Source organism: Halobacteroides halobius DSM 5150, assembly GCF_000328625.1.
Lineage (GTDB): Bacteria > Bacillota > Halanaerobiia > Halobacteroidales > Halobacteroidaceae > Halobacteroides > Halobacteroides halobius.
Window position 1 is genome coordinate 916711 of record NC_019978.1, and the last position, 21294, is coordinate 938004.

The window sequence follows — 21294 nt, forward strand, 5'->3', positions numbered from 1 at the left end:
CAAATGAGGAGGTGGAAAAGTTGTTTTTAGTTAAGTTAGCTTTAAAAAATTTAACTCGTCATCAGCGGAGGGTCTTAATTACTGCTTCAATAATTGCCTTAGGAATTGCTATTTTTTTAATTTATGATTCTATTCAAATTGGCATGAATAAATTATCTTTTAATAATATCAGAAATTTAGAAACAGGCCATTTACAAGTAATTAATAAAAAATATTGGTCAAAACGAGATCAATTGCCACTAAAACATCTTATTTCCCAAAAGCAACAGTTAAAATCTACTATAACCGACCTTGCACATTTTAAGGCAGTCACTCCTAAACTAAAGTTTTCTGCTAATCTAAATAATGGGATTAATCAACTACCTGTGATTGCTTGTGGGATAGCTCCTAAAACTTATCAGCAAGTATTTACTATAGAAGAATATTTAGTTGCAGGTAGAATGATAAAAAAGGATAAGTATCAAGTAATTATGGGTCAGAAATTAGCTGGTTTAATGGATTTTAAAGTAGGAGATTACTTAACTTTATTATTTAAAACTAAAACAGGCACTTTTAATACAATTAGTGCTAAAATTACTGGTTTATTTCATACAAACAATCCTGAAATTAACAATAATTTGGTTTATATTCCTTTAGGTATTGCTCAACAAGCCCTAAATTTAGAGGGACAAATAACTCAGTTAGTAGTTAGATTAGATCAAGATGGGATAGCAAAGAAAATAAGTAAAGAACTAGAGAGGAAGTTAATTACAAAGGATAATCAGTTAACTGTACATCCGTGGCGCGACTTTGCAGGTGAGGTAATTGCTATGAGTAAAGCAGAAACTGCTGAGAAAACAACTATAATGTTTTTGATATTAATAATTGCTGCTGTAGGAATTGTTAATACTATTCTTTTATCATCTTTAGAAAGAATAAAGGAAATTGGGATGATGAAGGCTTTGGGACTAAGAGTAAAAGAAATTGTAATAGTCTTTGTATTAGAAGCAATGGGCATTGGATTAATTGGAGGAATTCTTGGTTCTTTGCTAGGTAGTATTATCATTTTATACTTTAATATATACGGAATTAATTTATCTACTTTTGTTAGTGATTTAGGAGATTGGGGATTACCTGTGATGGGCCAACTGTACGCTTATTGGAATCCTTCAGCTTTTATACTTGTAATTAGTTTTGGGGTGGTTGTATCATTGATAGCAAGTATATTACCAGCTTTTTGGGCAGCCCGTAAAGATCCTGTAGAAGCAATAGCTGGTGATTATAATTAGGGAGGTAAGATAAATGAAGTATCTTTGGAATCTAGCAGCGAAGAATTTATTCCGTAATAAATTAAGAAGTTTTATCTCTATTTTAGCAATTACTCTTTCAGTAGCTTTAGTAGTATTTGTTAAAGGGTTAGTAGTAGGAATGATAGATAATATGTTTACCTTACATATTCAATATAAAGCAGGTCACATTAAAGTAATCGATCAAGAGTATAAACAAAAGCAAAGGTTACTTTCATTAAACTCTCCAGTAGATGGTTTTAAAGGTCAAGGACTTACTCAAATGCAGGAAGAATTAAAAGAAATTGAAGGAGTAAAGCTGGTTATTCCTCGCCTTAAATTTGGAGCAATGGTTAGTCAAAAAGATAAAATGATAAGAATGATAGGTTGGGGGGTTAAGCCTAGTAAAGAGACTGAATTTACTAATATTGAAAATAAGATAGTAGAAGGTAGGATGATCAAAAAGGGGCAACTAGAGATTATAATGGGCACAGATTTACTACAAGAAATAGGGATAAAGGTTGGAGATAAGACCACTATTTTATATAAAACTTCTTTTGGTTCGCTTAAAGCATCTACCTTTAAAGTAGTAGGTAGGATAGATAGTGGGTTAAAGTTACTTGATAATAGGTTGTTTTATCTTCCTTTAAATCAAGCCCAAAGAATATTAGGAATGCCTAATATGGCTACAGAAGTACTATTAGAAACTGTTAATTATAGACATATAGCGCCTACTTTAGCTAAAGTAAATAAATTATTTAAAAATAAAGGAAGTAGCAAAGAGTATGCTATAATTCCTTGGGATAATTATAGTATGATTGGGATGTTAAAGGTAGGCGAGATGATCTATAATTTGATTTATATTTTCTTAGCTATGTTAGGAGGATTTATAGTAATTAATACTATGGTGATGATTGTTAAGGAACGAACTAAAGAAATAGGAATGATGGCTGCTTTAGGTTTAAAGAAGCAAGAAATTTTATTCATGTTTATTATAGAAGGAATAGTGATGGGAGTAGTAGGTAGTTTAGCAGGGGTGATTATAGGAGGAATTGTTACTAAAATTACTGCTCTAACTGGTATTATTGATTATAGTAATGCTTTAAAAGGAGTTAGTGCTAATATAATGATGAATCCTGTAATTAGACCTGCAGTTAGTAGTGAAACATTAATTTATTCTTTCCTTTTAGGTGTATTAGTAACAACAGTAACTTGCATTATTCCTGCTAGACGGGCTACTAAATTAAACCCTGCTGATGCCTTAAGAAGTAATTGATAATAATTAAAGAGAGGTGGAATTAATGATTAATAAATTCAAATTACAATTAATTCTTTTAGTGATGCTGTTAAGTTTGGTTTCAAATCTAGTTATGGCGATAACTCCCCAAGAGATTATGGAGCAGGTAGATGACTATCAACATCTTAAATCAGCCCGAATGAAGTCTAAAATGACAATTATTAAAGGGGAGAGAAAGATAACTAAAGAGATGATTAGTCTGGTTAGAGGTTCTAAATATGGTTTAACTAAGTTTACTAATCCTCGGGATAGAGGAACTAAATTTTTAAAACGAAATGGTGACTTATGGATGTACTTTCCGACTGCTGAGGAGATAGTTAAAATCTCTGGACATATGTTAGAACAGGGAATGATGGGCAGTGACTTCTCTTATCAAGATATGATGGAATCGACTAAGTTAACAGATCTATATAATTTTGAGGTAATTAGGAAAGAAAGATTAAATAAACGAAGCTGTTATGTACTAGAAGGGATAAAAAAAGAAGGTGCTGAAGCTTCTTACTATCGACGAGTTAGTTGGATTGATAAAAAAAGATTTGTACCATTGAAGGTAGAGTTATATGCTAGAAGTGGTAGGTTGCTAAAAGTGATGAGAACAAAAAAGGTTGAAAAGATTGAAGGGCGGTGGTTTCCGACCTATCAAGTCGTAGATAATAAGTTAAAACGGATGACTAAGACTATTTTTAAAGTTGAGTCAGTTGAATTTAATGCTAGTATTCCTAAAAGTAAGTTTAGTTTACGTAATTTAAGAAGATAAGAAGTGCAGTTAGATATCAATAAGCTCTTATTATTTTAAAGAGAAGAGGGATAATATGAAGAGCAAGAATTATATAATATTAATTTTAGTTTTATTAGTCTTTTTATCTACTTCTGTTCTTGCTAAAGTAGAAGTAGGAGGAGAAGTTGAATCTAAAATTAGAACCTTGATTAATGACCAAGGTAGTGATAGTTTCTTACTGAATAAAATCAATTTAAACTTTTTATTACCGGCTAATAGTACTACAGAGGCTAAGTTTGCAGTGAATTTGTTTAGTAATCGAAGTGATTATCAAGTGAAAAAATTATATCTAGCTCATTATTTTCCTAAGTTTGATTTAACAATCGGTAGACAACCTATATCCTGGTCTTTTGGTTCATTATTAAATCCAGTTGATTTTAATTTAGGAGCAGAGACTATGGGAGAAAAAAGAGAGGCTAAAGTTGTAGATGCAGTAGAAATATATTATCCAGTTAATTGGAATACAGGGCTTACGGGAGTAGCTTCCTTTTCCCAGCAAGGTCAAGTTAAAGAAGGGCTACGAGCTAGAACATATTATAAGGGCTATGATTTAAGTGCTAATTATATAAAAGATTATCAAGGTAACAGGCGATTTGGAATTAGTGGTAAAGGAGACCTGGGCCCTGTTGGTATTTATGGAGCAATTGCTTATTATTCTAAAGCTGGAGTTCCTGTTTATTTGGTAGGAGTTGATTATAGCTTTCAATTTAATGATTTTAATAAGTTAACTTTACAAGGTGAGTATTTAAGGAATGAAGCAGGAAGTTATATTGGTTTGGGGGATCAATTAGTAGCTGGATTTGCTAATTATAAAATTAATAATTTTTCTAATTTTAGTTCTTATATGATAGTCAGTCTTAGTGATGATTTAACGGGAATGTTAGCGGGAAGCTATCAAAAGCAGTTAGGAACTAATCTAGATTTTGAATTAAGTACCTCTATAACTAAAAATAATAATCAGGTTACTAAAGTAATTGAAATGAGTTTTAGTTATCCATTTTAGAACGAGTAAAAATTATTATCTGGATAATCTATTCTAAAATATGGATATATATAAGCAACACCTGGTAATAATAATAATTAGTTTACGGTTAATAATTTAGGTTGGGAGGGGTTTAAATGAAATTTGAAAGAAAGAGTGGTATCTTCTTGCATCCAACTTCTTTACCAGGTGAGTATGGAATTGGAAGTTTAGGAGCAGAAGCTTATCAATTTATAGATTTTTTAAGTCTAGCAGATCAAGGTTTGTGGCAAGTGTGTCCTTTAGGGCCAACTGGCTATGGTGATTCACCGTATCAGCCTTTTTCGGCTTTTGCTGGCAATCCTTATTTAATTAGTTTAGATAAGTTAGTTGCTGAAGGTTTATTAGCTAAAAGTGACTTAGATAACTCAATTGATTTTGACCAGACTAGAGTAGAATATGGTAAAGTTATTGATTATAAGATGCCATTATTAAAAAAAGCTTTTAAAGTATTTAAAAATTCTAAGATAGAAGAAAAGGCATTTAATAAATTTTGTCGAAAAAATAAGAAGTGGCTTGCTGATTATGCTTTATTTAGAGCTTTAAAGGATTATTTTGGTGGACAAGCTTGGGTGGATTGGGATTATGATATTAAATTTAGAGAAGAAGAAGCTATAGTTAGCTATCAGAAGCAATTAAAAGATCAAATTGAGTTTCGCTACTTCTTACAGTTTATTTTCTTTAAACAATGGGCTGCTTTAAAGAAGTATGCTAATAATAAAGGAATTAAGATTATTGGAGATATTCCTGCTTTTATTGCTCTTGATAGTGCTGATGCTTGGGCCAACTCTCAATTTTTTTGTCTTGATGAGAATCGGCTACCAACCAAAGTAGCAGGAACCCCACCTGATTATTTTAGCCCTAAAGGCCAACTATGGGGTAATCCTTTATATGATTGGAAGCATCTGAGAAGAGATAATTATCAGTGGTGGATAGATAGGTTTAATTTAATGTTAGAATTAACGGATATTATACGTATTGATCACTTTAGGGCTTTTATATCTTATTGGGCAGTTCCTTATGGGAAAGAAACTGCTGTAAATGGTAACTGGGAGCTTGGCCCTCAGGAACACTTCTTTAAAATAGTAAAGAAAAAATTAGGTAAATTGCCATTTATCATTGAAGATTTAGGTTTGATAAATGAAAGAGTAAAAGAAGTAAGAAATAAGTTTGACTTTCCCGGGATGAAGGTATTACAATTTGCTTTTCATGAAGATCTGGAAAATAAATATTTGCCACATAATTATTCTAAAAATTCTATTGTTTATACAGGAACCCATGATAATAATACTACTAAGGGATGGTATCATAATCAAGCTAAATCTAAAGAAAAGAATTTATTAGAAGAATATACGACTAAATATCTAACTGAAAGCACATATAATAAACCCTCTTGGAATTTGCTAGAGTTAGCTTGGTCTTCTAAAGCAGTATTAGCTATTGCTCCTTTACAGGATATCATTTCTTTAGGCAGTCAAGCTAGATTAAATAATCCTGGAGTTGCTAGTGGTAACTGGCAGTGGAAGTATCAAGAAAAAATGTTGACCTTGGATTTAGCAGAGCAATTAAAGGATTTAACCTATCAGTATAATAGATAGAGACTAGTTAGTATTTTTCTTTATGATCTTGAAAGATATGACAGGCCCCCTCTTGCCAATTAACACATAAATCACATTCGATTTTATCTAAAGACTCTGGATTATTTAGCCAAGAGATACCATATCCTTGCGCGTTAGCAATTGGATCATATTCTGGACAGTTTTGAGCTACTTTTTGTAGTAATTGTTGATTAATCATATTTTCACTCCCTTTTAATAAATATTTAAAGTTATTATTTGTAAGTTTAAGAATTTTAATGCGCTCAGAAAATAAATCTAGTTATATTTGATTTAGGAAGGTTGATAGTATGAAGAAAGAAAAATTAATAGAGCAGCCAATAACTACAAGTTTGTTAACTTTAGCTTGGCCAATTATTTTAAGTAATTTAATGCAGACTACGTATAATATTGTAGATACTATTTGGGTGGGTAAATTAGGAGCTGATGCTGTAGCAGCAGTTTCATTAGGTTTTCCAATTATATTTTTAATGATGTCTTTAGCCCTAGGGTTTACTATTGCAGGGACTTCTTTGATAGCTCAACATAAAGGAGCCCAAGAACAAGCAAAGGTCAATAAATATACTGGACAGACATTAGTTGTGGTAACTATAGTTTCTATTGTTTTTTCAGTAGTTGGTTTTATTTTTAATGAACAAATTTTAAGGATATTAGGGGCTGAGGGAAGAGTTTTAAGATTAGGAACTGATTTTTTAAATATGTTATTTATTGGTTTAACTCCTATGTTTATTTACTTTGTATTTACCTCAGTACTACGGGGCTTAGGAGATAGTAAAACGCCGATGAAATTAATGTTTATTTCTACAGTAATTAATATTATTTTAGATCCTGTATTAATCTTTGGTTGGGGTCCTTTTCCTAAGTTAGAGGTTCTAGGAGCTGCCTTAGCAACTACCTTGGCCCGAGTGTTAGTAGCTATAATAGGGGTTAAAATATTATTTAGTGGTGACTATGGAGTCAAGTTACAGTTAGCAGATTTATGGCCAAAGTGGGGTGCGATTAAGAAGTTAGTAGCAGTTGGAGTTCCAGCATCTTTAGAACAGTCAACGAATGCAGTTGGGATGTTATTAATGACTGGTACAGTAGCAACCTTTGGGACATCAGCAGTTGCGGCCTATGGAATAGGTAATCGAGTTTTATCTTTGGTTTTTATGCCTGCGCTTGGTTTTTCAGCAGCAACTACTACACTAGTTGGTCAACATTTAGGAGCTGATAATCAAGAAAAAGCAGAACAGACCGTTTTAATAAGTACTTTACTTGATTTTTTAATCTTAACTGGGATAGCTATACTTGTCTTTGGTTTGGCTCCTTATATAGTTCAATTGTTTAATGATAATGCTCAGGTACTAAACTTAGGAACTAGTTATTTGCAAATAATAGCCTTTTCTTTTGGTTTTATGGGTACTTTACGTGTAGTTAATGGTGGTTTCAAAGGAGCGGGAGATACTATTCCGGCTATGGTCTTTTCAGCTTTAAGCTTATGTGTTTTGCGAGTTCCTCTGGCTAACTTTTTGGCCCATTATTTAGAAATGGGAACTAGAGGATTATGGTGGGGTGTTTTTATAGCTAATTTATTAGGAGCTATATTAGCTTTTATTTGGTTTAAAAGAGGTGTTTGGAAGAAGAAGGTAATAGTTAATCCTGCAAATAATTATGGATAATTTGTTTTTATTTCAAAAAATATGTATAATGTAATTAGGATTACTATAAATAGGGGGCGTTAATTGATGCAGTATAGAAAACTAAAAAATTCAGATTGGCAACCTTCAGCTTTAGGATTTGGAGCAATGAGATTTCCTACGACTGATGAGGGAGCTATTGATGAGAAAAGAGCAATTAAAATGATTAGACATGCGATTGACCAAGGAGTTAATTATATTGATACTGCTTGGCCCTATCATGATGGAGAGAGTGAAATATTGGTTAAAAAAGCTTTACAGGATGGCTATCGTAAGCAAGTTAAATTAGCTACTAAGTTACCCTCTTGGGAACTAGAAACTGAAGAAGATATGGATTATTATTTAGATAAGCAATTAGAAAAATTAGGGGTAGATAAGATAGATTTTTATTTATTACATGCTTTAGACGAAGATCATTGGAAGACCTACCAACAATTAAATGTTTTTGATTGGATAGAAAAGGTACAAAATGAGGGTAAGATAGATAAAATTGGCTTTTCTTTTCATGATGATTATAAATTATTTACTGAGATAGTTGATGCTTATCAGGATTGGGATTTTTGTCAGATTCAATATAATTATTTAGATAGAGACTTTCAGGCAGGAGAAAAAGGACTTGAATACGCTGCAGATAAAGGATTAGATGTAATAGTTATGGAGCCATTAAAAGGAGGAACATTAGCTAATGAACAACCTAAAGCAGTCCAAGAGGTTTGGGATCAAGCTGATGAAGAACGGACACCAGTCGACTGGGCATTACAGTGGTTATGGAATCGGCCCGAAGTTTCATTGGTTCTAAGTGGAATGAGCAATTTACAACAGGTAAAAGAGAATATAGAAAGTGCTGACCAATCAGGAATAGATTCATTAACTCAGCAACAATTAGATATGATAGATAAAGTTTACGAAGAATACCAAAAATTATCTGCTGTTGATTGTACAGGATGTGGCTATTGTGTCCCTTGTCCAGTGGGAGTGGCAATTCCTAATAATTTTTCATTATACAATAAAGCAAAAATTTATGATGAATATGAAGCTACAGCTAAAAGGTATAATAATATGGAGGATAAGCAAAAGAGTAGTACTTGTGTTGCTTGTGGTCAGTGTGAAGAAGCTTGTCCACAAAATTTAAAGGTTAGTCAGCTATTAGATGAAGTAACAGCCTATTTTGCTAAGGAAGGTGAAATTTGATTAGAACACCAATTAAATTAGTAATTAGTTTCCTCATATTGTTAGTTGCATTTTCTTATCTAGCAGTTCCTATTCAGGCTAAATCGTCTCAGTTAGTATATAAAATACCAATTCATGGGACAATTGATTCTGGCATGGTTCATCTAGTAAAGAAAGGGATTAAGCAAGCTCAAGCTGCTAGAGCTGACTTGATTGTACTTGATATTAATACATATGGAGGATTAGTTGATTCTGCAATTAAGATTAAAGATAGTATTTTTGCTTCCTCGCTGCCAATTGTCACTTACGTGTCAGGTAGAGCCTGGTCAGCAGGAGCTTTAATTGCTTTAGCCGGAAATGAATTGGCTATGACTCCAGGTAGTAGTATTGGTGCTGCTGAGACTAGACCACAAGAAGAGAAGTATATTTCAGCTTTACGAAAAGAATTTAAAGCAACGGCACAAAGAAGAGATAAAAACGGTAAATTAGCTGCAGCAATGGTTGATAAAGAGATAAGTATTCCTGAGGTTAGTAAGAAAGGGAATTTGTTAACCTTAACCGTTCAAGAAGCTATATCACATAAGATAGCAGATTTAAAGGTAGTAAGTTTTAAAGAATTATTAGCTAAAATGAAATTAAGTAGAGCACAAGTATTTAAAGTAAAATTAACTCTTACAGAAAAATTTGCTGAAATAACTACTAATCCTGCTAGCAGTATAATTTTATTGACTGTTGGTTTTATTGCTCTTGCTTTTGAAGCCTTGGCCCCAGGTTGGGGAGTAGGAGGTGCAATTGGTTTATTAAGTTTAGGTCTTTTCTTTAGCGGTTATATAATTAATGGAGTAGCTAGTTGGGGCTTAATTATTTTATTTATGGTAGGGATTATTTTAATGTTACTGGAGGTTTTAGTAATCCCTGGCTTTGGAGTAGCTGGTATTAGTGGTTTAGTAGCTATATTTAGTAGTCTTTATTTTGTCTTTCCGACTTCCAATATAGCACTAAAGGTTATAGCTACTACTTTAGTTTTATCAATTGTAGGAATATGGTTGATTATTAAAAAATTTGGTACAACGGCTTTATGGAGTAAAGTTTCTTTAGCTGAAAATCAAACTAAAAAAGCAGGTTATGTAACATCTAAATTAAAAACAGAGAAACTATTAGGGGCTCAAGGAAAGGTAATAAATGTTTTACGTCCATCTGGAATTGTAAACATTAAAGGTCAACGTTTAAATGTAGTCAGTGAAGGTAACTATATTAAAGAAGGTAAGTTAGTAGAAGTTATTGAGGTAACTGGAAATAGAATAGTAGTTAGAGAAATAACAAAGGAGGAGTAATATGACAACACCTATACTTTTATTAATTATTGGTGGGGCAGTTTTATTTTTTATTATATTCTTTTATTTTATCCCCTTAGGTTTATGGATTTCTGCATTAGCAGCTGGAGTAAAGGTTGGGTTCTTTAATTTAATTGGGATGAGATTAAGAAGGGTTATTCCATCAGCGATTATTCGTCCTATGATTAAATCACATAAGGCAGGTTTACAATTAAGTAGTAATCAATTAGAAGCTCATTATTTAGCTGGTGGTAATGTTGATAATGTGGTTGATGCTTTAATAGCTGCTGAAAGAGCTGAAATTGATTTAACTTTTGAGCGAGCAGCTGCTATTGATTTAGCAGGTAGGGATGTATTAGAAGCTGTACAGATGAGTGTTAATCCTAAAGTGGTACAAACGCCAGAAGTAGCTGCTGTAGCTAGAGATGGAATTCAGGTTAAGGCAACTGCTAGAGTTACAGTCCGGGCCAATATTGATCAATTAGTAGGTGGAGCAGGCGAAGAGACGATTTTAGCTAGAGTTGGTGAAGGTATTGTAACTACTGTTGGTTCTGCTGATGAACATAAAAGGGTATTAGAAAATCCAGATTCTATTTCTAAAACTGTATTAGAAAAAGGACTTGATTCTGGGACAGCTTTTGAGATTCTATCAATTGATATTGCGGATGTGAATGTAGGAGATAATATTGGAGCCCATTTACAAGCAGATCAGGCAGAAGCTGATAAAGAAATTGCCCAAGCAAAAGCAGAGGAAAGACGTGCTATGGCAGTAGCTCAAGAACAAGAAATGAAAGCTAAAGTACAGGAAAATCAAGCTAAAGTAGTAGCAGCAGAAGCTGAAGTTCCTAAAGCAATGGCTGAAGCTTTACGTTCTGGAAATATGGGGGTTATGGATTATATAAATATGCAAAATGTTAAGGCTGATACTGAGATGAGGGATAATATATCTCAGTTTGAAGCAAATGATTATGATAATCAAGATAGTGTAGTCGATGAAGATCTAGACTAGGAGTGGTAATATGGATTTAGATAATTTATTTGCTTTTTGGCCAGCAATTGTTATACTGTGGGGATTGGCAAGCAAGTTAATTGATAAAATAAATGAGTCCGTCAATCAACAAAATAATGCTGGAGATTTTGCATCAGAAACCACAGAGAGTCAAGCAGAACCAGAAAATTTTGAGCTAGATATACCACAGAAAACTATTTCTCAGACAAGTAATAAATCTGAAGAAGACAACAAAGTAGTTAAAAGTAAAAAGCCAGCTAAAAAATTAAAGACAGAACAAAAAAAGAAGAAAGCAACTTCAGCTAAAAGACAAACTAGCTCGTTTGGTAAAAAAGAAGTTATGCAAGGAATTATCTTTAAAGAAATATTAGATCAACCCCGGGCCAAAAAACCGCACCCAATATATAGAAAAGATGATTAAATGAAAGAGTCTAGGGATATCCCTAGACTCTTTATAATAATTCTTTCCCAGATAGATAATATAATAAGGCAAAGCCGATAATTATAAATAAGATAATTAGTAGAGAGCTCATGATAACCTCCTTATAAAAATCTTAATTTTAGTATATCCTAAAATTGATTTTAAATTACAGGAGGTTAAAAAATGAATATGATTATAAGAATTTTTATCCAAGCAACACTAACTTTTTTTACTATTTATCTTCTCACCAGAGTTCTTGGTAAAAAGCAGATCAGTCAATTAACCTTTTATGATTATGTAAATGGAGTTACGTTTGGCTCAATTGCAGCAACTGCAGCCACAAATGTTAAAAATCCAACCTGGTATTATTTATGGGCTTTATTTGTTTTTGCATTATTCACATTTTTAGTTCAATATATTACCCTTAAAAATAGAAAAGTAAGAAAGGTTTTAGAGGGTGAACCAACTATTTTGATCCATAAGGGTAAAATTTTAGAGGATAATATGGAGAAAAGCAGATTTAATATGGCAGATTTAATGGCTGAGCTAAGACAAAGGAAGATATTTGATATTAAAAATGTTCATTTTGCCTTATTAGAAACGAATGGAAAGGTAAGTGTTATGCCTGTGGCTAAACAAAATCCTGTCACACCAGCTGATTTAAATATTCAACCTAAAGAGCAGACAATTGCTACTGAATTAATAGTTGACGGAAAAATAATCAAGTCTAATTTAGAGCAACATAACTTGACAGAAAAGTGGCTTAAACAGAAAGTAAGTGCAGAAAATGTAGAAGTAGAAGATATAGTTTGGCTAAGTTATAATCCAATTGATAAAAGCCTTTATTTTGATTTTAAAGCAGATAAGTTAGGTAAAGATAAAGTAGATATTAGTGATAATTAACTTGGATATATTAGGAAAGCTAAGTTCGTATAATCTTTTATTTATTGGTCATTCTATTAATGGAGGTGGTTCCCCAATGGGACGTATTATGTCCGATAAAACCAAGTATGAGTTAGCTGAGGAGTTGGGTTTTGACCACAAAGTTAAGGATGGTGATTGGGGTAATATAACCACTAGAGAAGCTGGGTCTTTAGTTAAGCGAGCAATAGAGAAGACAGAAGAAGCAATGGCTCAGCAAGACCAAAAAAAGCAGTAGGGGCGTTAAGCTCCTACTGCTTTTCTTTTTATCTAATATTATTGGGTATATTTTGCTACTAGTTACAGTATATATTTGATAGAATAGATGTTTTAAAGTAAGTATTGATAGAAGGGGGGAAAAGAATGAGATTATGTGATGATTGTATTCAAAAAGTAGCTGGTAGCTTATCTAATCAAGCCCAACAGACTTTAAATCAACTTTCTCCATTATTTGAAGAAGAGGTGAGTTTAACTGGTCAGGTTTTTGAGCAAACTACGGCCTTAAATAGAAATGCTATTAAAGAAATCATTGCAGAATTAGAATCTAACTTACTTCTTGACCATTCCGTCCAAGGGCGTAAAAAAGTATTTTATTTAACTGAGTCTGGAGCAAGGTATCTAGAACTGCAAAATAATCCTAAATCTAAAAAAGAGGAGAGTACTAATGAGACAGAAGAGTTAGAAATAGAAGAAGTTGTCGAGAAAGCCGAAGATGATATTTCAGAAATAGAGGATGAACTAATAGAAAAAGAAGAAAAGGATAAAGAGCAGGATTTAGAGACAGAAGAATCAGAAGATTTAACTGAAGAGAAAAAGATAGAAGGGGAAGATAACTTACAAACAGAAGAAAAAGATGATAAGCAGCAAGATTCTGGTGCTATAGTTTGGGATTTTGATCTATAATCTTTCTCGGGGTCACCCGGGAATTTTTAATATGGGACAAGTTCAACGTTGTATCCATATATTACCTTTAACAGATTTCCCTTTGAACTTATATTATATATTGAATTAAAAAAAGGAGGGAAAAGTTATGGGAGAATATCAAGGTGATGGTATGTTACTAATTGTTTTAGTCTTAATTATCTTACTTATGCAAGGTGATATGGGAGTTAAGTATTAAGAATAAAAGGGGGTCGTGCCTAGGCACGACTCCTTTTTATTTATTAAACCAATCTATTGTCAATTAGAGGTTGTAGTATTTAGATTTTATTATTAATTTTATTCGTTTTAATAATGTGAAAAAATTACGAGGAAAAATAATATACAGCTAGAAAATAATATATAATAAGAATAGAAATGATTATTAATATTGATAGGGAGTGGATAAAATGAGTGATAATCAACCCGAGATTGAGATTTATACTTTGACCTGGTGTCCTTACTGTCGGAAAGCAAAGTCTTTTTTTCGTAGCAAAGATCTAGCCTATACTGAATATTTGATTGATGAAGCAGAGGGTAAAAAAGAAGAAATGGCTAAGAGGAGTAATGGAGCTAAGACTGTGCCACAGATATTTATTGATGGGCAAAATATTGGTGGTTATGATGATTTAATCGAACTAGAGACTACTGGTAAATTAAATGAGATGTTAGGTCTTGAGCCTGTTGATTTGGATCAGATCTGGGATTTAGTAATTGTCGGGGCTGGGCCAGCTGGATTGAGTGCAGCTATTTATGGGGCCCGGAAAGGTCTAGAAGTATTAGTCCTTTCCTTATCTTTAGGGGGCCAAGTTATTGAAACTGATATAATTGATAATTGGATTGGGAGTCCGGAGATAACTGGCGGGGATTTAATGGAGTCTTTTTGGCAGCATACCCAAAAGTATGATGTTCAAGCTAAGTTAGGAGCTGAAGTAACTAATATTAGAACCCAAGATAAACTAAAAGTAGTAGAAACCACTCAGCAGGAGATTGAAACCCGTTCTGTGATTGTGGCTACAGGAACTCACAATCGTAGTCTAGGTGTTCCAGGAGAACATGAGTTAAAAGGAAAAGGAGTTCATTACTGTGCTATCTGTGATGGCTATTTATATGCTGGTGATGAGGTAGCTGTGGTAGGTGGCGGTAATTCTGGTTTAGAAGCAGCTTTAGATATGGCTAAACTGGATAGTAAAGTCAACTTGATTGAGGTTGGTGATCAGTTAGCTGGTGATGAAGTTCTCCAAGAGAAGGTGCAAGCTAATGACTTAATCGAGATTTATACCGGCCATGGAGTAGAAGAAATTACAGGTGCTAAAGAAGTAGAAGAGATAGTAATCCGGGATACTGAGACTGGTAAGTACCAAACTCTTTCTATCAAGGCAGTTTTTGTAGAAATTGGTTTAATCCCTAATAGTGGGTTTGTAGACCAGCTAGTAGCTACTAATCAGCACAATGAGATTATAGTGGACCAGAATAACCAGACTACTGTAGAAGGAATCTGGGCTGCAGGAGATGTAACTGATATTAAGGATAAACAGATAATTGTAGCAGCTGCTGAGGGAGCTAAGGCTGCTCTAAGAGTGAATGAATATTTACAATTGAATCCAGAGGATTAAAATAATAGTTACTATTGGTGGAGGGATGGCGAACAATGAAGAATAATTTATGTCCACAATGTGATAATTTAGGGCGTGATATTAATTATACTACTGTAGATAGTTTAGTAGAAAAAGAGATAGAAGGGAAAAAATATTCAGTCTGTCTTACTGAAAATTGTGAAGTAGTTTATTTTAATAATTTAGCTATTTATGAAACTACAGATTTGCGAGTTCAGGTCTGGTTTAAAGAGGATTCTACTGAAGATTCTCCAATCTGTTATTGTTCTAAATTGACTAGAAAAGAGATTAAGCAGGCAGTGGCTAAGGGCTATAATACTGTTGAGGAGATTAGAGAGTATACTACTAAGAAATTGACAGGGCATTGTTTAACCGAAAATCCCTTAGGTGAATGCTGTCATCAGGCTTTACAGGAAGAAATTGCAAAGCAACAGTGAAAATTTGGAGGGATAACATGAAGTTAACTACCCAGGTGATTGAGTTTGCTAAAGAGCAAGGGGCAGATTTGGTAGGAATAGTTGACTTAGAGGAGACTACTATTCAAGATTTAGTAGATAAAGTTAATCAAGTTGATAAAGACTTAAACTGGATTGGAGATAAAATGAGTAAGGTTGGTAGTCCTGTGGATAATAGTAATACCGATAAGAGAAGAAAGTAAAGCAGTTAATTAGGAGATTATTATATTTAAATTTATTTACGGGCCAACTTCTTAATTCAAAAGAAGTTGGCCCGTTTTTATGGAAATTTAAATTTTTTCGTATCCATTCCCATACTGTTGGGAATTTAGTTTGTTATGATTAGGGTAAATGATTTTGAAAGGAGGAAGATGATGGGCCAACGATCCTTAGTAGTAGATGATTATGGGATGTTTGTGGGCAAAAAGAGTGAACGGGTGGTAGTTAAGAAGAAGAAAGAGGTGATTGAAGAGATACCTTTTTTTAAATTGGATGAAATCTTAATTGCTAGTTCAGGGGTTTCTTTTTCTTCTGATTTAATTCAGGAGTGTGCTAAAGCTGGAATTCAAATTGACTTTGTTTCTTATCGAGGAGATCACTTAGCTAAATTATCATCAGCGGCAATGTTAGGAACAATCAAAACTAGAAGGGAACAATTGTTAGCTTACGAAGACCAGCGAGGAGTAAATTTAGCAGTATCATTTGCTAAGGGGAAGATAGAGAATCAGATAGTTTTACTAAAGTATTTAGCCAAGTATAGAAAGTCTAAGGACAAGCAGTTATATAATTTAATTTATGATGGGATTGATAAGATAACTGAAATAAAAAAAGAGTTAGATGAAATTGAGGGAGAACAGATTGGTCAAGTAAGAGAATATATTTTATCTAGTGAAGGGAGAGCAGCTAAGAAATACTGGAAGATAATAAAAGAGATATTACCAGATGAATTAGGATTTAGTGGTCGAACTACTCAAGGAGCTAAAGATTTAGTTAATTCACTTTTAAATTATGGCTATGGAGTTCTTTATTCCCGAGTATCAGCAGCTATTTTAAGAGCAGGTTTGGATTTATACGCTGGATTCTTGCATGCTGATAGACCAGGTAAGCCTTCTTTAACCTTAGATTTAATTGAAGAATTTAGACAGACGATAGTGGACAAGACTGTAATTGGACTACTTAATCAAGGAATGAAATTTAAAATTGAAGAGGGAAGAATTGCAAAGAAAGATCGGAAAAAACTAGCTAATAAAATCTTAGATAGATTAAAAAGTAAAGAACGATACCAAGGGAAGAAATTTAGATTAGAGGTCATTTTACAACGTCAAGCTCGTAAGGTTGCTTCTTATGTTAAGGGTAAGAAAAAATATACTCCTTTTGTCAGTGGGTGGTAAGATGCATATCTTATTAATTTATGATATTTCTGAAGATAAGATTAGGAATAAAGTTGCCGAAGCTTGTAAGGATTTTGGCTTAAAAAGGATTCAATGGAGTGCTTTTTTAGGCCAACTTAATCATAACCGCAGAGAAGAATTAATGATGAGAATTAGTAAGTTATTAGGTGATAACGAAGGAAATATTAGACTTTATCCGATTTGTAGTAAAGATATAAAATTAGTTCATGAGATTAATAGAGTTTAAGAAGGTGATTAAAATGCTAATTACTGTAACTGATATTAAGCAGTATATCTATTGTCAGCGAATAATTTATTTTACTTATTGTATGCCCTTACAGAGAAAGAAAACTTATAAGATGAAGTTTGGGAAAGAGCAGCATCAGCGTAGTGAAGAACTAGAGCCGAGAAGAACTCTACAACGATATGGTTTAGAAGAGGGAGAGAAAAAGTTTGGAGTAGATTTAGTTTCGCAAAGATTAGGTTTAAGAGGGAAGATGGATCTGTTAGTAGTTGATGATGATAATTATATCCCAATTGAGCTTAAGTATTCCACTAGGAAACCTGGATTACATCATAAATATCAATTAGCAGCTTACTGTTTATTAACTGAAGACAAGTATCAAACTTCAATTAGGAAAGGAGTGATCCATTTGATTCCTAAAAAAGAAACTTTTGAAGTAGAGATTACTGCCAATTTAAGAAGAAAAGTAAAGCAAGTAATTAAAGAAATCAAAGAACTAATAAGTCTAGAGCAGATGCCAGCTCCTGTAAAAGCAAAGGGCAAATGTAGAGATTGCGAATACAGAAATTTCTGTGGTGATGTGTAATGTATTTTTTAACCTCAGAAGAAAGACAAAAGTTGGTGCGAGGATTATTGCCTAAGGCCCGTCAGATGGAAATTTCAGATGAATTAAGAGGTTGGAACTGGAATCAACCTCCTTTGGAAGCAATGTATGAAGAGAAGTTGGCCCTTTATGAAATAGCAGGGAAGTATTGTCCTACAGGAAGAGATTTATATTTAAGAAAAGTAGAAGGAGTAAAGACAGAATGGAATCAGGCTATGATTCAGGGGAAAGTATTACATGATACTCTAGCAGAATTATTAGTTAAAGCTAAGAAACTGATGTATTGCCATGGAATAGAAGGACAAAAGATTATCATAGAGAAATTACAGGAAGTATCTTTTGTTGCTTTAGAAAAGTGGGAGAGTAAGTTAGACCAAGAATTTTATCTAGAATTAAAAGAAAAAATTAAGTTAATGTGGCAATTTGAATATAATCAATTGGTAGTTAGAATGCAAGGTTTATTAGCTAAACAACCTTATATTGGAGTAGATTCTTTAGTTAACTTAACTATTCCGATTGTAGTAGAGCAAAAACTAGATGGATCATTTTTAGGGCTTAGTTCTTATTTAAGTGCTGATGCCTTTAATTATTGTGAACCAATGATTTTAGATTTAAAATTTGGCAAACCAAAAGATTTTCATAAATTAACGATTACTGGCTATGCTTTGGTAATGGAGTCGATCTATTCCTATCCTGTATCAGTTGGTTGTTTAGTATATCCTGAATTTAGGGGAGATAGAATAGTGGTCAAAAAAGAGTTTGAGATTATTGATGATGAATTACGCCAGTGGTTTATTGAAGAGCGAGATGAGAAGATGAGGATGGTCTGTGAAGAAATTGATCCCGAAGTAGCTCAAAACTGTTATCAAACTTGTCCTTATTATGAACAGTGTTACTGATATAAAGTAGCCATGGCTACTATCAGTTGACAATGTACAATTTACAATTAAATTATAAATACTATTTCAAAGAAAGAAGGGATTAGTGATGAAGGAGAAATATTGTGCTAAGTGTGATGTTTATTATTATACTCCAGAAGGGGAGAAAGAAATAGCTGATTGTCCATTTTGCAGTTTAGGTGGCCTAAAAAATGATAATTTAACAGTGAGAGATAAAATGGTGGAAAAAAATTATAAAAATTTTACTGATAAAAAAGGAATTTAAGAAGAATAATAGAAATAAAAAGTTAGTGATAGAAAAAGTGTTTTCGCAAACCTATCTAAAAAGAATTTTGAATGGAAGTTCTAAAAGTACTGGATAACACATAAAATACTCGTCAGCCCAGTAGTAACAGTGGTTGAGAAAGGTTTCGCAAAGCCCTAGGGGTTTGCTGTAAGATTCGGTTTGCGAAAATTTAGGTGTAGATTAGAGAAGGTGAAGTGCTGTGAAGCACTGAAATCATAGGGTTGGGATTATTCATTTCGCGCGGTTACAAACCTTACTCCGTTAAGTAGGAGACTGAAAGATGACGGGCCAACTGCTGAAGATGTAGTTGATGACTTCTGTTACAAACCTTACTCCGTTAAGTAGGAGACTGAAAGCACCTAATTCAACCGTCTTAACGTCGCTATTAGACGTTACAAACCTTACTCCGTTAAGTAGGAGACTGAAAGCTAGCTTGTAATTCTTCTTTGATTATTTGAGTTGTTCCGTTACAAACCTTACTCCGTTAAGTAGGAGACTGAAAGACTATATCACCTTCGTCTCCCGAAGTTTCAACAAGGTTACAAACCTTACTCCGTTAAGTAGGAGACTGAAAGTTTAACTATATCAATCGGCTCTTCAAAAGGTGATAATGTTACAAACCTTACTCCGTTAAGTAGGAGACTGAAAGTTATATTATTAATCCAATCTAATCTGCAATAATCAGTACGTTACAAACCTTACTCCGTTAAGTAGGAGACTGAAAGATGAACTGACCTATCCAACCTTGCTCGTTAATATATGTTACAAACCTTACTCCGTTAAGTAGGAGACTGAAAGTTTATAAAACCACCACCATCATTGGCTTTTTTAAGAGTTACAAACCTTACTCCGTTAAGTAGGAGACTGAAAGTCAATAGTTAGATAATCTATTGCAGTAGTTACAATAGTTACAAACCTTACTCCGTTAAGTAGGAGACTGAAAGACTCCATAACTATAACCAGATAAGTCGATATTAAAGTTACAAACCTTACTCCGTTAAGTAGGAGACTGAAAGCCAACTAGAACCAAAGCTATTGTTAATTACGTCAGTCGTTACAAACCTTACTCCGTTAAGTAGGAGACTGAAAGGTAAATATTAGGTCTGCATTATCTATATTATTAACTTGTTACAAACCTTACTCCGTTAAGTAGGAGACTGAAAGGATATTAGCAATCAATGGATTATAGATAAATCTTTAGGTTACAAACCTTACTCCGTTAAGTAGGAGACTGAAAGGTCTATAAAATTGAATATACTGATTTTAATACTAAGTTACAAACCTTACTCCGTTAAGTAGGAGACTGAAAGGCAGCTTGCAGCTCCAACCAATATCTGAGCATTGAAGTTACAAACCTTACTCCGTTAAGTAGGAGACTGAAAGTTGTTGTTCCTGGAGATCATGATCATAGCTTATGATACGTTACAAACCTTACTCCGTTAAGTAGGAGACTGAAAGGATCCAGTTGAAGATGACCCTAGTGGACCAGTAGAAGAATAGTTACAAACCTTACTCCGTTAAGTAGGAGACTGAAAGACGCCTGTCAAGGTGCTGAATGTTCGAGGTGGCAAGATGTTACAAACCTTACTCCGTTAAGTAGGAGACTGAAAGCTGACCTTAGCCCACATACATTACACCTCCTATAGAAGTTACAAACCTTACTCCGTTAAGTAGGAGACTGAAAGTGTTCATTAACACAAGATACTATTGTAGACAATGGATAGTTACAAACCTTACTCCGTTAAGTAGGAGACTGAAAGATATTCTACCATTAGTTGTATTGTCAACAGGGTCAGAAGTTACAAACCTTACTCCGTTAAGTAGGAGACTGAAAGACGCTTGAGACGTCGCCTAACTCTACCTCTGCATTAAGTTACAAACCTTACTCCGTTAAGTAGGAGACTGAAAGATCTACCGAGAAAAAGGACTCAGCAACGATAATTACTTGTTACAAACCTTACTCCGTTAAGTAGGAGACTGAAAGACTAACTTGTTGCCGATTGAAGGAGAGGCTAATACTGGTTACAAACCTTACTCCGTTAAGTAGGAGACTGAAAGGCAATGCAGGAGTTAATGAAGTCGCAGGAGTAGTTCAGTTACAAACCTTACTCCGTTAAGTAGGAGACTGAAAGATTCAATCGCCTTACAACAAGCAGTAAGGGATTTAGATAGTTACAAACCTTACTCCGTTAAGTAGGAGACTGAAAGTATATTTCAGAATTGCATAATCGTACAGCAGAAGAAGGTTACAAACCTTACTCCGTTAAGTAGGAGACTGAAAGATTGCATTGAAAATATTCTCCCAAATGTAAGTTATAGGTTACAAACCTTACTCCGTTAAGTAGGAGACTGAAAGCAAAAATTGATAGT

Annotated in this window: 22 protein-coding genes and 1 CRISPR repeat array (1 of these 23 only partly in view); of the genes, 21 read left to right on the forward strand and 1 reads right to left on the reverse strand. The window is 33.6% G+C overall.

Going from position 1 to position 21294, the window contains the following annotated elements; genetic code table 11:
* Nucleotides 1-11: 11 nt before the first annotated feature.
* The 5 genes from HALHA_RS04590 to malQ all read left to right on the forward strand — a co-directional run bounded on the left by HALHA_RS04590 (nt 12) and on the right by malQ (nt 5959).
* A complete protein-coding gene (locus HALHA_RS04590; RefSeq protein ID WP_156801209.1) occupies nt 12-1268 on the forward strand; it encodes an ABC transporter permease in 1257 nt (418 codons plus the stop codon).
* A 13-nt stretch (nt 1269-1281) separates the two neighbouring features.
* Entirely contained in the window at nt 1282-2541 is a 1260-nt protein-coding gene (locus HALHA_RS04595; protein WP_015326620.1) for an ABC transporter permease, read from the forward strand.
* Nucleotides 2542-2566: 25 nt separating this feature from the next.
* The gene (locus tag HALHA_RS04600) at nt 2567-3319 is read left to right on the forward strand and encodes an outer membrane lipoprotein-sorting protein (RefSeq protein WP_015326621.1); all 753 of its coding nucleotides are present in this window, start codon (nt 2567-2569) and stop codon (nt 3317-3319) included.
* A gap of 55 nt (nt 3320-3374) precedes the next feature.
* Entirely contained in the window at nt 3375-4343 is a 969-nt protein-coding gene (locus tag HALHA_RS12975) for a hypothetical protein (protein WP_015326622.1), read from the forward strand.
* A gap of 116 nt (nt 4344-4459) precedes the next feature.
* The gene (gene malQ / locus HALHA_RS04610) at nt 4460-5959 is read left to right on the forward strand and encodes a 4-alpha-glucanotransferase (protein WP_015326623.1); all 1500 of its coding nucleotides are present in this window, start codon (nt 4460-4462) and stop codon (nt 5957-5959) included.
* 7 nt (nt 5960-5966) lie between these two features.
* On the opposite strand, the gene HALHA_RS04615 is transcribed toward malQ, so the two are convergent.
* Nucleotides 5967-6158, reverse strand: coding sequence for a hypothetical protein (locus HALHA_RS04615; RefSeq protein WP_015326624.1), 192 nt, complete (start codon nt 6156-6158; stop codon nt 5967-5969).
* Nucleotides 6159-6267: 109 nt separating this feature from the next.
* Here HALHA_RS04615 and HALHA_RS04620 point away from each other — a divergent pair, with 109 nt between their 5' ends.
* The 16 genes from HALHA_RS04620 to HALHA_RS13440 all read left to right on the forward strand — a co-directional run bounded on the left by HALHA_RS04620 (nt 6268) and on the right by HALHA_RS13440 (nt 18903).
* Complete coding sequence (locus tag HALHA_RS04620; protein ID WP_015326625.1) at nt 6268-7638, forward strand: MATE family efflux transporter; 1371 nt, start codon at nt 6268-6270, stop codon at nt 7636-7638.
* Nucleotides 7639-7704: 66 nt separating this feature from the next.
* On the forward strand, nt 7705-8847 hold the full coding sequence (locus HALHA_RS04625) for an aldo/keto reductase (protein ID WP_015326626.1): 1143 nt from the start codon (nt 7705-7707) through the stop codon (nt 8845-8847).
* Nucleotides 8844-10160, forward strand: coding sequence for an NfeD family protein (locus HALHA_RS04630; protein WP_015326627.1), 1317 nt, complete (start codon nt 8844-8846; stop codon nt 10158-10160). Before HALHA_RS04625 ends, HALHA_RS04630 begins: the two co-directional genes overlap by 4 nt.
* Before the next feature lies 1 nt (nt 10161).
* Nucleotides 10162-11169, forward strand: coding sequence for a flotillin-like protein FloA (gene floA, locus HALHA_RS04635; protein WP_015326628.1), 1008 nt, complete (start codon nt 10162-10164; stop codon nt 11167-11169).
* A gap of 10 nt (nt 11170-11179) precedes the next feature.
* Entirely contained in the window at nt 11180-11590 is a 411-nt protein-coding gene (locus tag HALHA_RS04640) for a hypothetical protein (protein WP_015326629.1), read from the forward strand.
* A 183-nt stretch (nt 11591-11773) separates the two neighbouring features.
* Nucleotides 11774-12493, forward strand: a complete 720-nt coding sequence (locus HALHA_RS04645; RefSeq protein WP_015326630.1) for a DUF421 domain-containing protein — start codon at nt 11774-11776, stop codon at nt 12491-12493.
* 76 nt (nt 12494-12569) lie between these two features.
* Nucleotides 12570-12749 (forward strand): small, acid-soluble spore protein, alpha/beta type, encoded by a 180-nt coding sequence (locus HALHA_RS04650; protein WP_015326631.1) that lies wholly within the window; start codon nt 12570-12572, stop codon nt 12747-12749.
* 125 nt (nt 12750-12874) lie between these two features.
* Nucleotides 12875-13414 (forward strand): hypothetical protein, encoded by a 540-nt coding sequence (locus HALHA_RS04655; RefSeq protein WP_015326632.1) that lies wholly within the window; start codon nt 12875-12877, stop codon nt 13412-13414.
* A 425-nt stretch (nt 13415-13839) separates the two neighbouring features.
* Nucleotides 13840-15045, forward strand: coding sequence for a glutaredoxin 3 (grxC, locus tag HALHA_RS04660; protein WP_015326634.1), 1206 nt, complete (start codon nt 13840-13842; stop codon nt 15043-15045).
* 35 nt (nt 15046-15080) lie between these two features.
* Nucleotides 15081-15482 (forward strand): (2Fe-2S)-binding protein, encoded by a 402-nt coding sequence (locus HALHA_RS04665; protein ID WP_015326635.1) that lies wholly within the window; start codon nt 15081-15083, stop codon nt 15480-15482.
* A gap of 17 nt (nt 15483-15499) precedes the next feature.
* The gene (locus HALHA_RS04670) at nt 15500-15703 is read left to right on the forward strand and encodes a hypothetical protein (protein WP_015326636.1); all 204 of its coding nucleotides are present in this window, start codon (nt 15500-15502) and stop codon (nt 15701-15703) included.
* A gap of 171 nt (nt 15704-15874) precedes the next feature.
* Nucleotides 15875-16891, forward strand: a complete 1017-nt coding sequence (gene cas1 / locus HALHA_RS04675) for a CRISPR-associated endonuclease Cas1 (RefSeq protein ID WP_015326637.1) — start codon at nt 15875-15877, stop codon at nt 16889-16891.
* Between the two features lies 1 nt (nt 16892).
* Nucleotides 16893-17138 (forward strand): CRISPR-associated endonuclease Cas2, encoded by a 246-nt coding sequence (cas2, locus tag HALHA_RS04680; RefSeq protein ID WP_015326638.1) that lies wholly within the window; start codon nt 16893-16895, stop codon nt 17136-17138.
* 13 nt (nt 17139-17151) lie between these two features.
* A complete protein-coding gene (cas4, locus tag HALHA_RS04685) occupies nt 17152-17721 on the forward strand; it encodes a CRISPR-associated protein Cas4 (RefSeq protein WP_015326639.1) in 570 nt (189 codons plus the stop codon).
* Nucleotides 17721-18638, forward strand: a complete 918-nt coding sequence (cas4a, locus tag HALHA_RS04690) for a type I-A CRISPR-associated protein Cas4/Csa1 (RefSeq protein ID WP_015326640.1) — start codon at nt 17721-17723, stop codon at nt 18636-18638. Before cas4 ends, cas4a begins: the two co-directional genes overlap by 1 nt.
* A gap of 88 nt (nt 18639-18726) precedes the next feature.
* A complete protein-coding gene (locus HALHA_RS13440) occupies nt 18727-18903 on the forward strand; it encodes a hypothetical protein (RefSeq protein WP_015326641.1) in 177 nt (58 codons plus the stop codon).
* A gap of 264 nt (nt 18904-19167) precedes the next feature.
* Nucleotides 19168-21294: a CRISPR direct-repeat array (repeat unit 37 nt; unit sequence GTTACAAACCTTACTCCGTTAAGTAGGAGACTGAAAG); it runs 284 nt beyond the window's last position.

Excerpts from the sequence above, each read along its gene's own strand:
- cas4a (WP_015326640.1), top strand. The coding sequence starts at position 17,721 with ATGTATTTTTTAACCTCAGAAGAAAGACAAAAGTTGGTGCGAGGATTA.
- HALHA_RS04595 (WP_015326620.1), top strand. The coding sequence starts at position 1,282 with ATGAAGTATCTTTGGAATCTAGCAGCGAAGAATTTATTCCGTAATAAA.
- HALHA_RS04620 (WP_015326625.1), top strand. The coding sequence starts at position 6,268 with ATGAAGAAAGAAAAATTAATAGAGCAGCCAATAACTACAAGTTTGTTA.
- cas1 (WP_015326637.1), top strand. The coding sequence starts at position 15,875 with ATGGGCCAACGATCCTTAGTAGTAGATGATTATGGGATGTTTGTGGGC.
- HALHA_RS04640 (WP_015326629.1), top strand. The coding sequence starts at position 11,180 with ATGGATTTAGATAATTTATTTGCTTTTTGGCCAGCAATTGTTATACTG.
- cas2 (WP_015326638.1), top strand. The coding sequence starts at position 16,893 with ATGCATATCTTATTAATTTATGATATTTCTGAAGATAAGATTAGGAAT.
- HALHA_RS04650 (WP_015326631.1), top strand. The coding sequence starts at position 12,570 with ATGGGACGTATTATGTCCGATAAAACCAAGTATGAGTTAGCTGAGGAG.
- HALHA_RS04665 (WP_015326635.1), top strand. The coding sequence starts at position 15,081 with ATGAAGAATAATTTATGTCCACAATGTGATAATTTAGGGCGTGATATT.
- HALHA_RS12975 (WP_015326622.1), top strand. The coding sequence starts at position 3,375 with ATGAAGAGCAAGAATTATATAATATTAATTTTAGTTTTATTAGTCTTT.
- HALHA_RS13440 (WP_015326641.1), top strand. The coding sequence starts at position 18,727 with ATGAAGGAGAAATATTGTGCTAAGTGTGATGTTTATTATTATACTCCA.
- cas4 (WP_015326639.1), top strand. The coding sequence starts at position 17,152 with ATGCTAATTACTGTAACTGATATTAAGCAGTATATCTATTGTCAGCGA.
- floA (WP_015326628.1), top strand. The coding sequence starts at position 10,162 with ATGACAACACCTATACTTTTATTAATTATTGGTGGGGCAGTTTTATTT.
- HALHA_RS04655 (WP_015326632.1), top strand. The coding sequence starts at position 12,875 with ATGAGATTATGTGATGATTGTATTCAAAAAGTAGCTGGTAGCTTATCT.
- HALHA_RS04670 (WP_015326636.1), top strand. The coding sequence starts at position 15,500 with ATGAAGTTAACTACCCAGGTGATTGAGTTTGCTAAAGAGCAAGGGGCA.
- HALHA_RS04615 (WP_015326624.1), bottom strand. The coding sequence starts at position 6,158 with ATGATTAATCAACAATTACTACAAAAAGTAGCTCAAAACTGTCCAGAA.
- grxC (WP_015326634.1), top strand. The coding sequence starts at position 13,840 with ATGAGTGATAATCAACCCGAGATTGAGATTTATACTTTGACCTGGTGT.
- HALHA_RS04625 (WP_015326626.1), top strand. The coding sequence starts at position 7,705 with ATGCAGTATAGAAAACTAAAAAATTCAGATTGGCAACCTTCAGCTTTA.
- malQ (WP_015326623.1), top strand. The coding sequence starts at position 4,460 with ATGAAATTTGAAAGAAAGAGTGGTATCTTCTTGCATCCAACTTCTTTA.
- HALHA_RS04600 (WP_015326621.1), top strand. The coding sequence starts at position 2,567 with ATGATTAATAAATTCAAATTACAATTAATTCTTTTAGTGATGCTGTTA.
- HALHA_RS04645 (WP_015326630.1), top strand. The coding sequence starts at position 11,774 with ATGAATATGATTATAAGAATTTTTATCCAAGCAACACTAACTTTTTTT.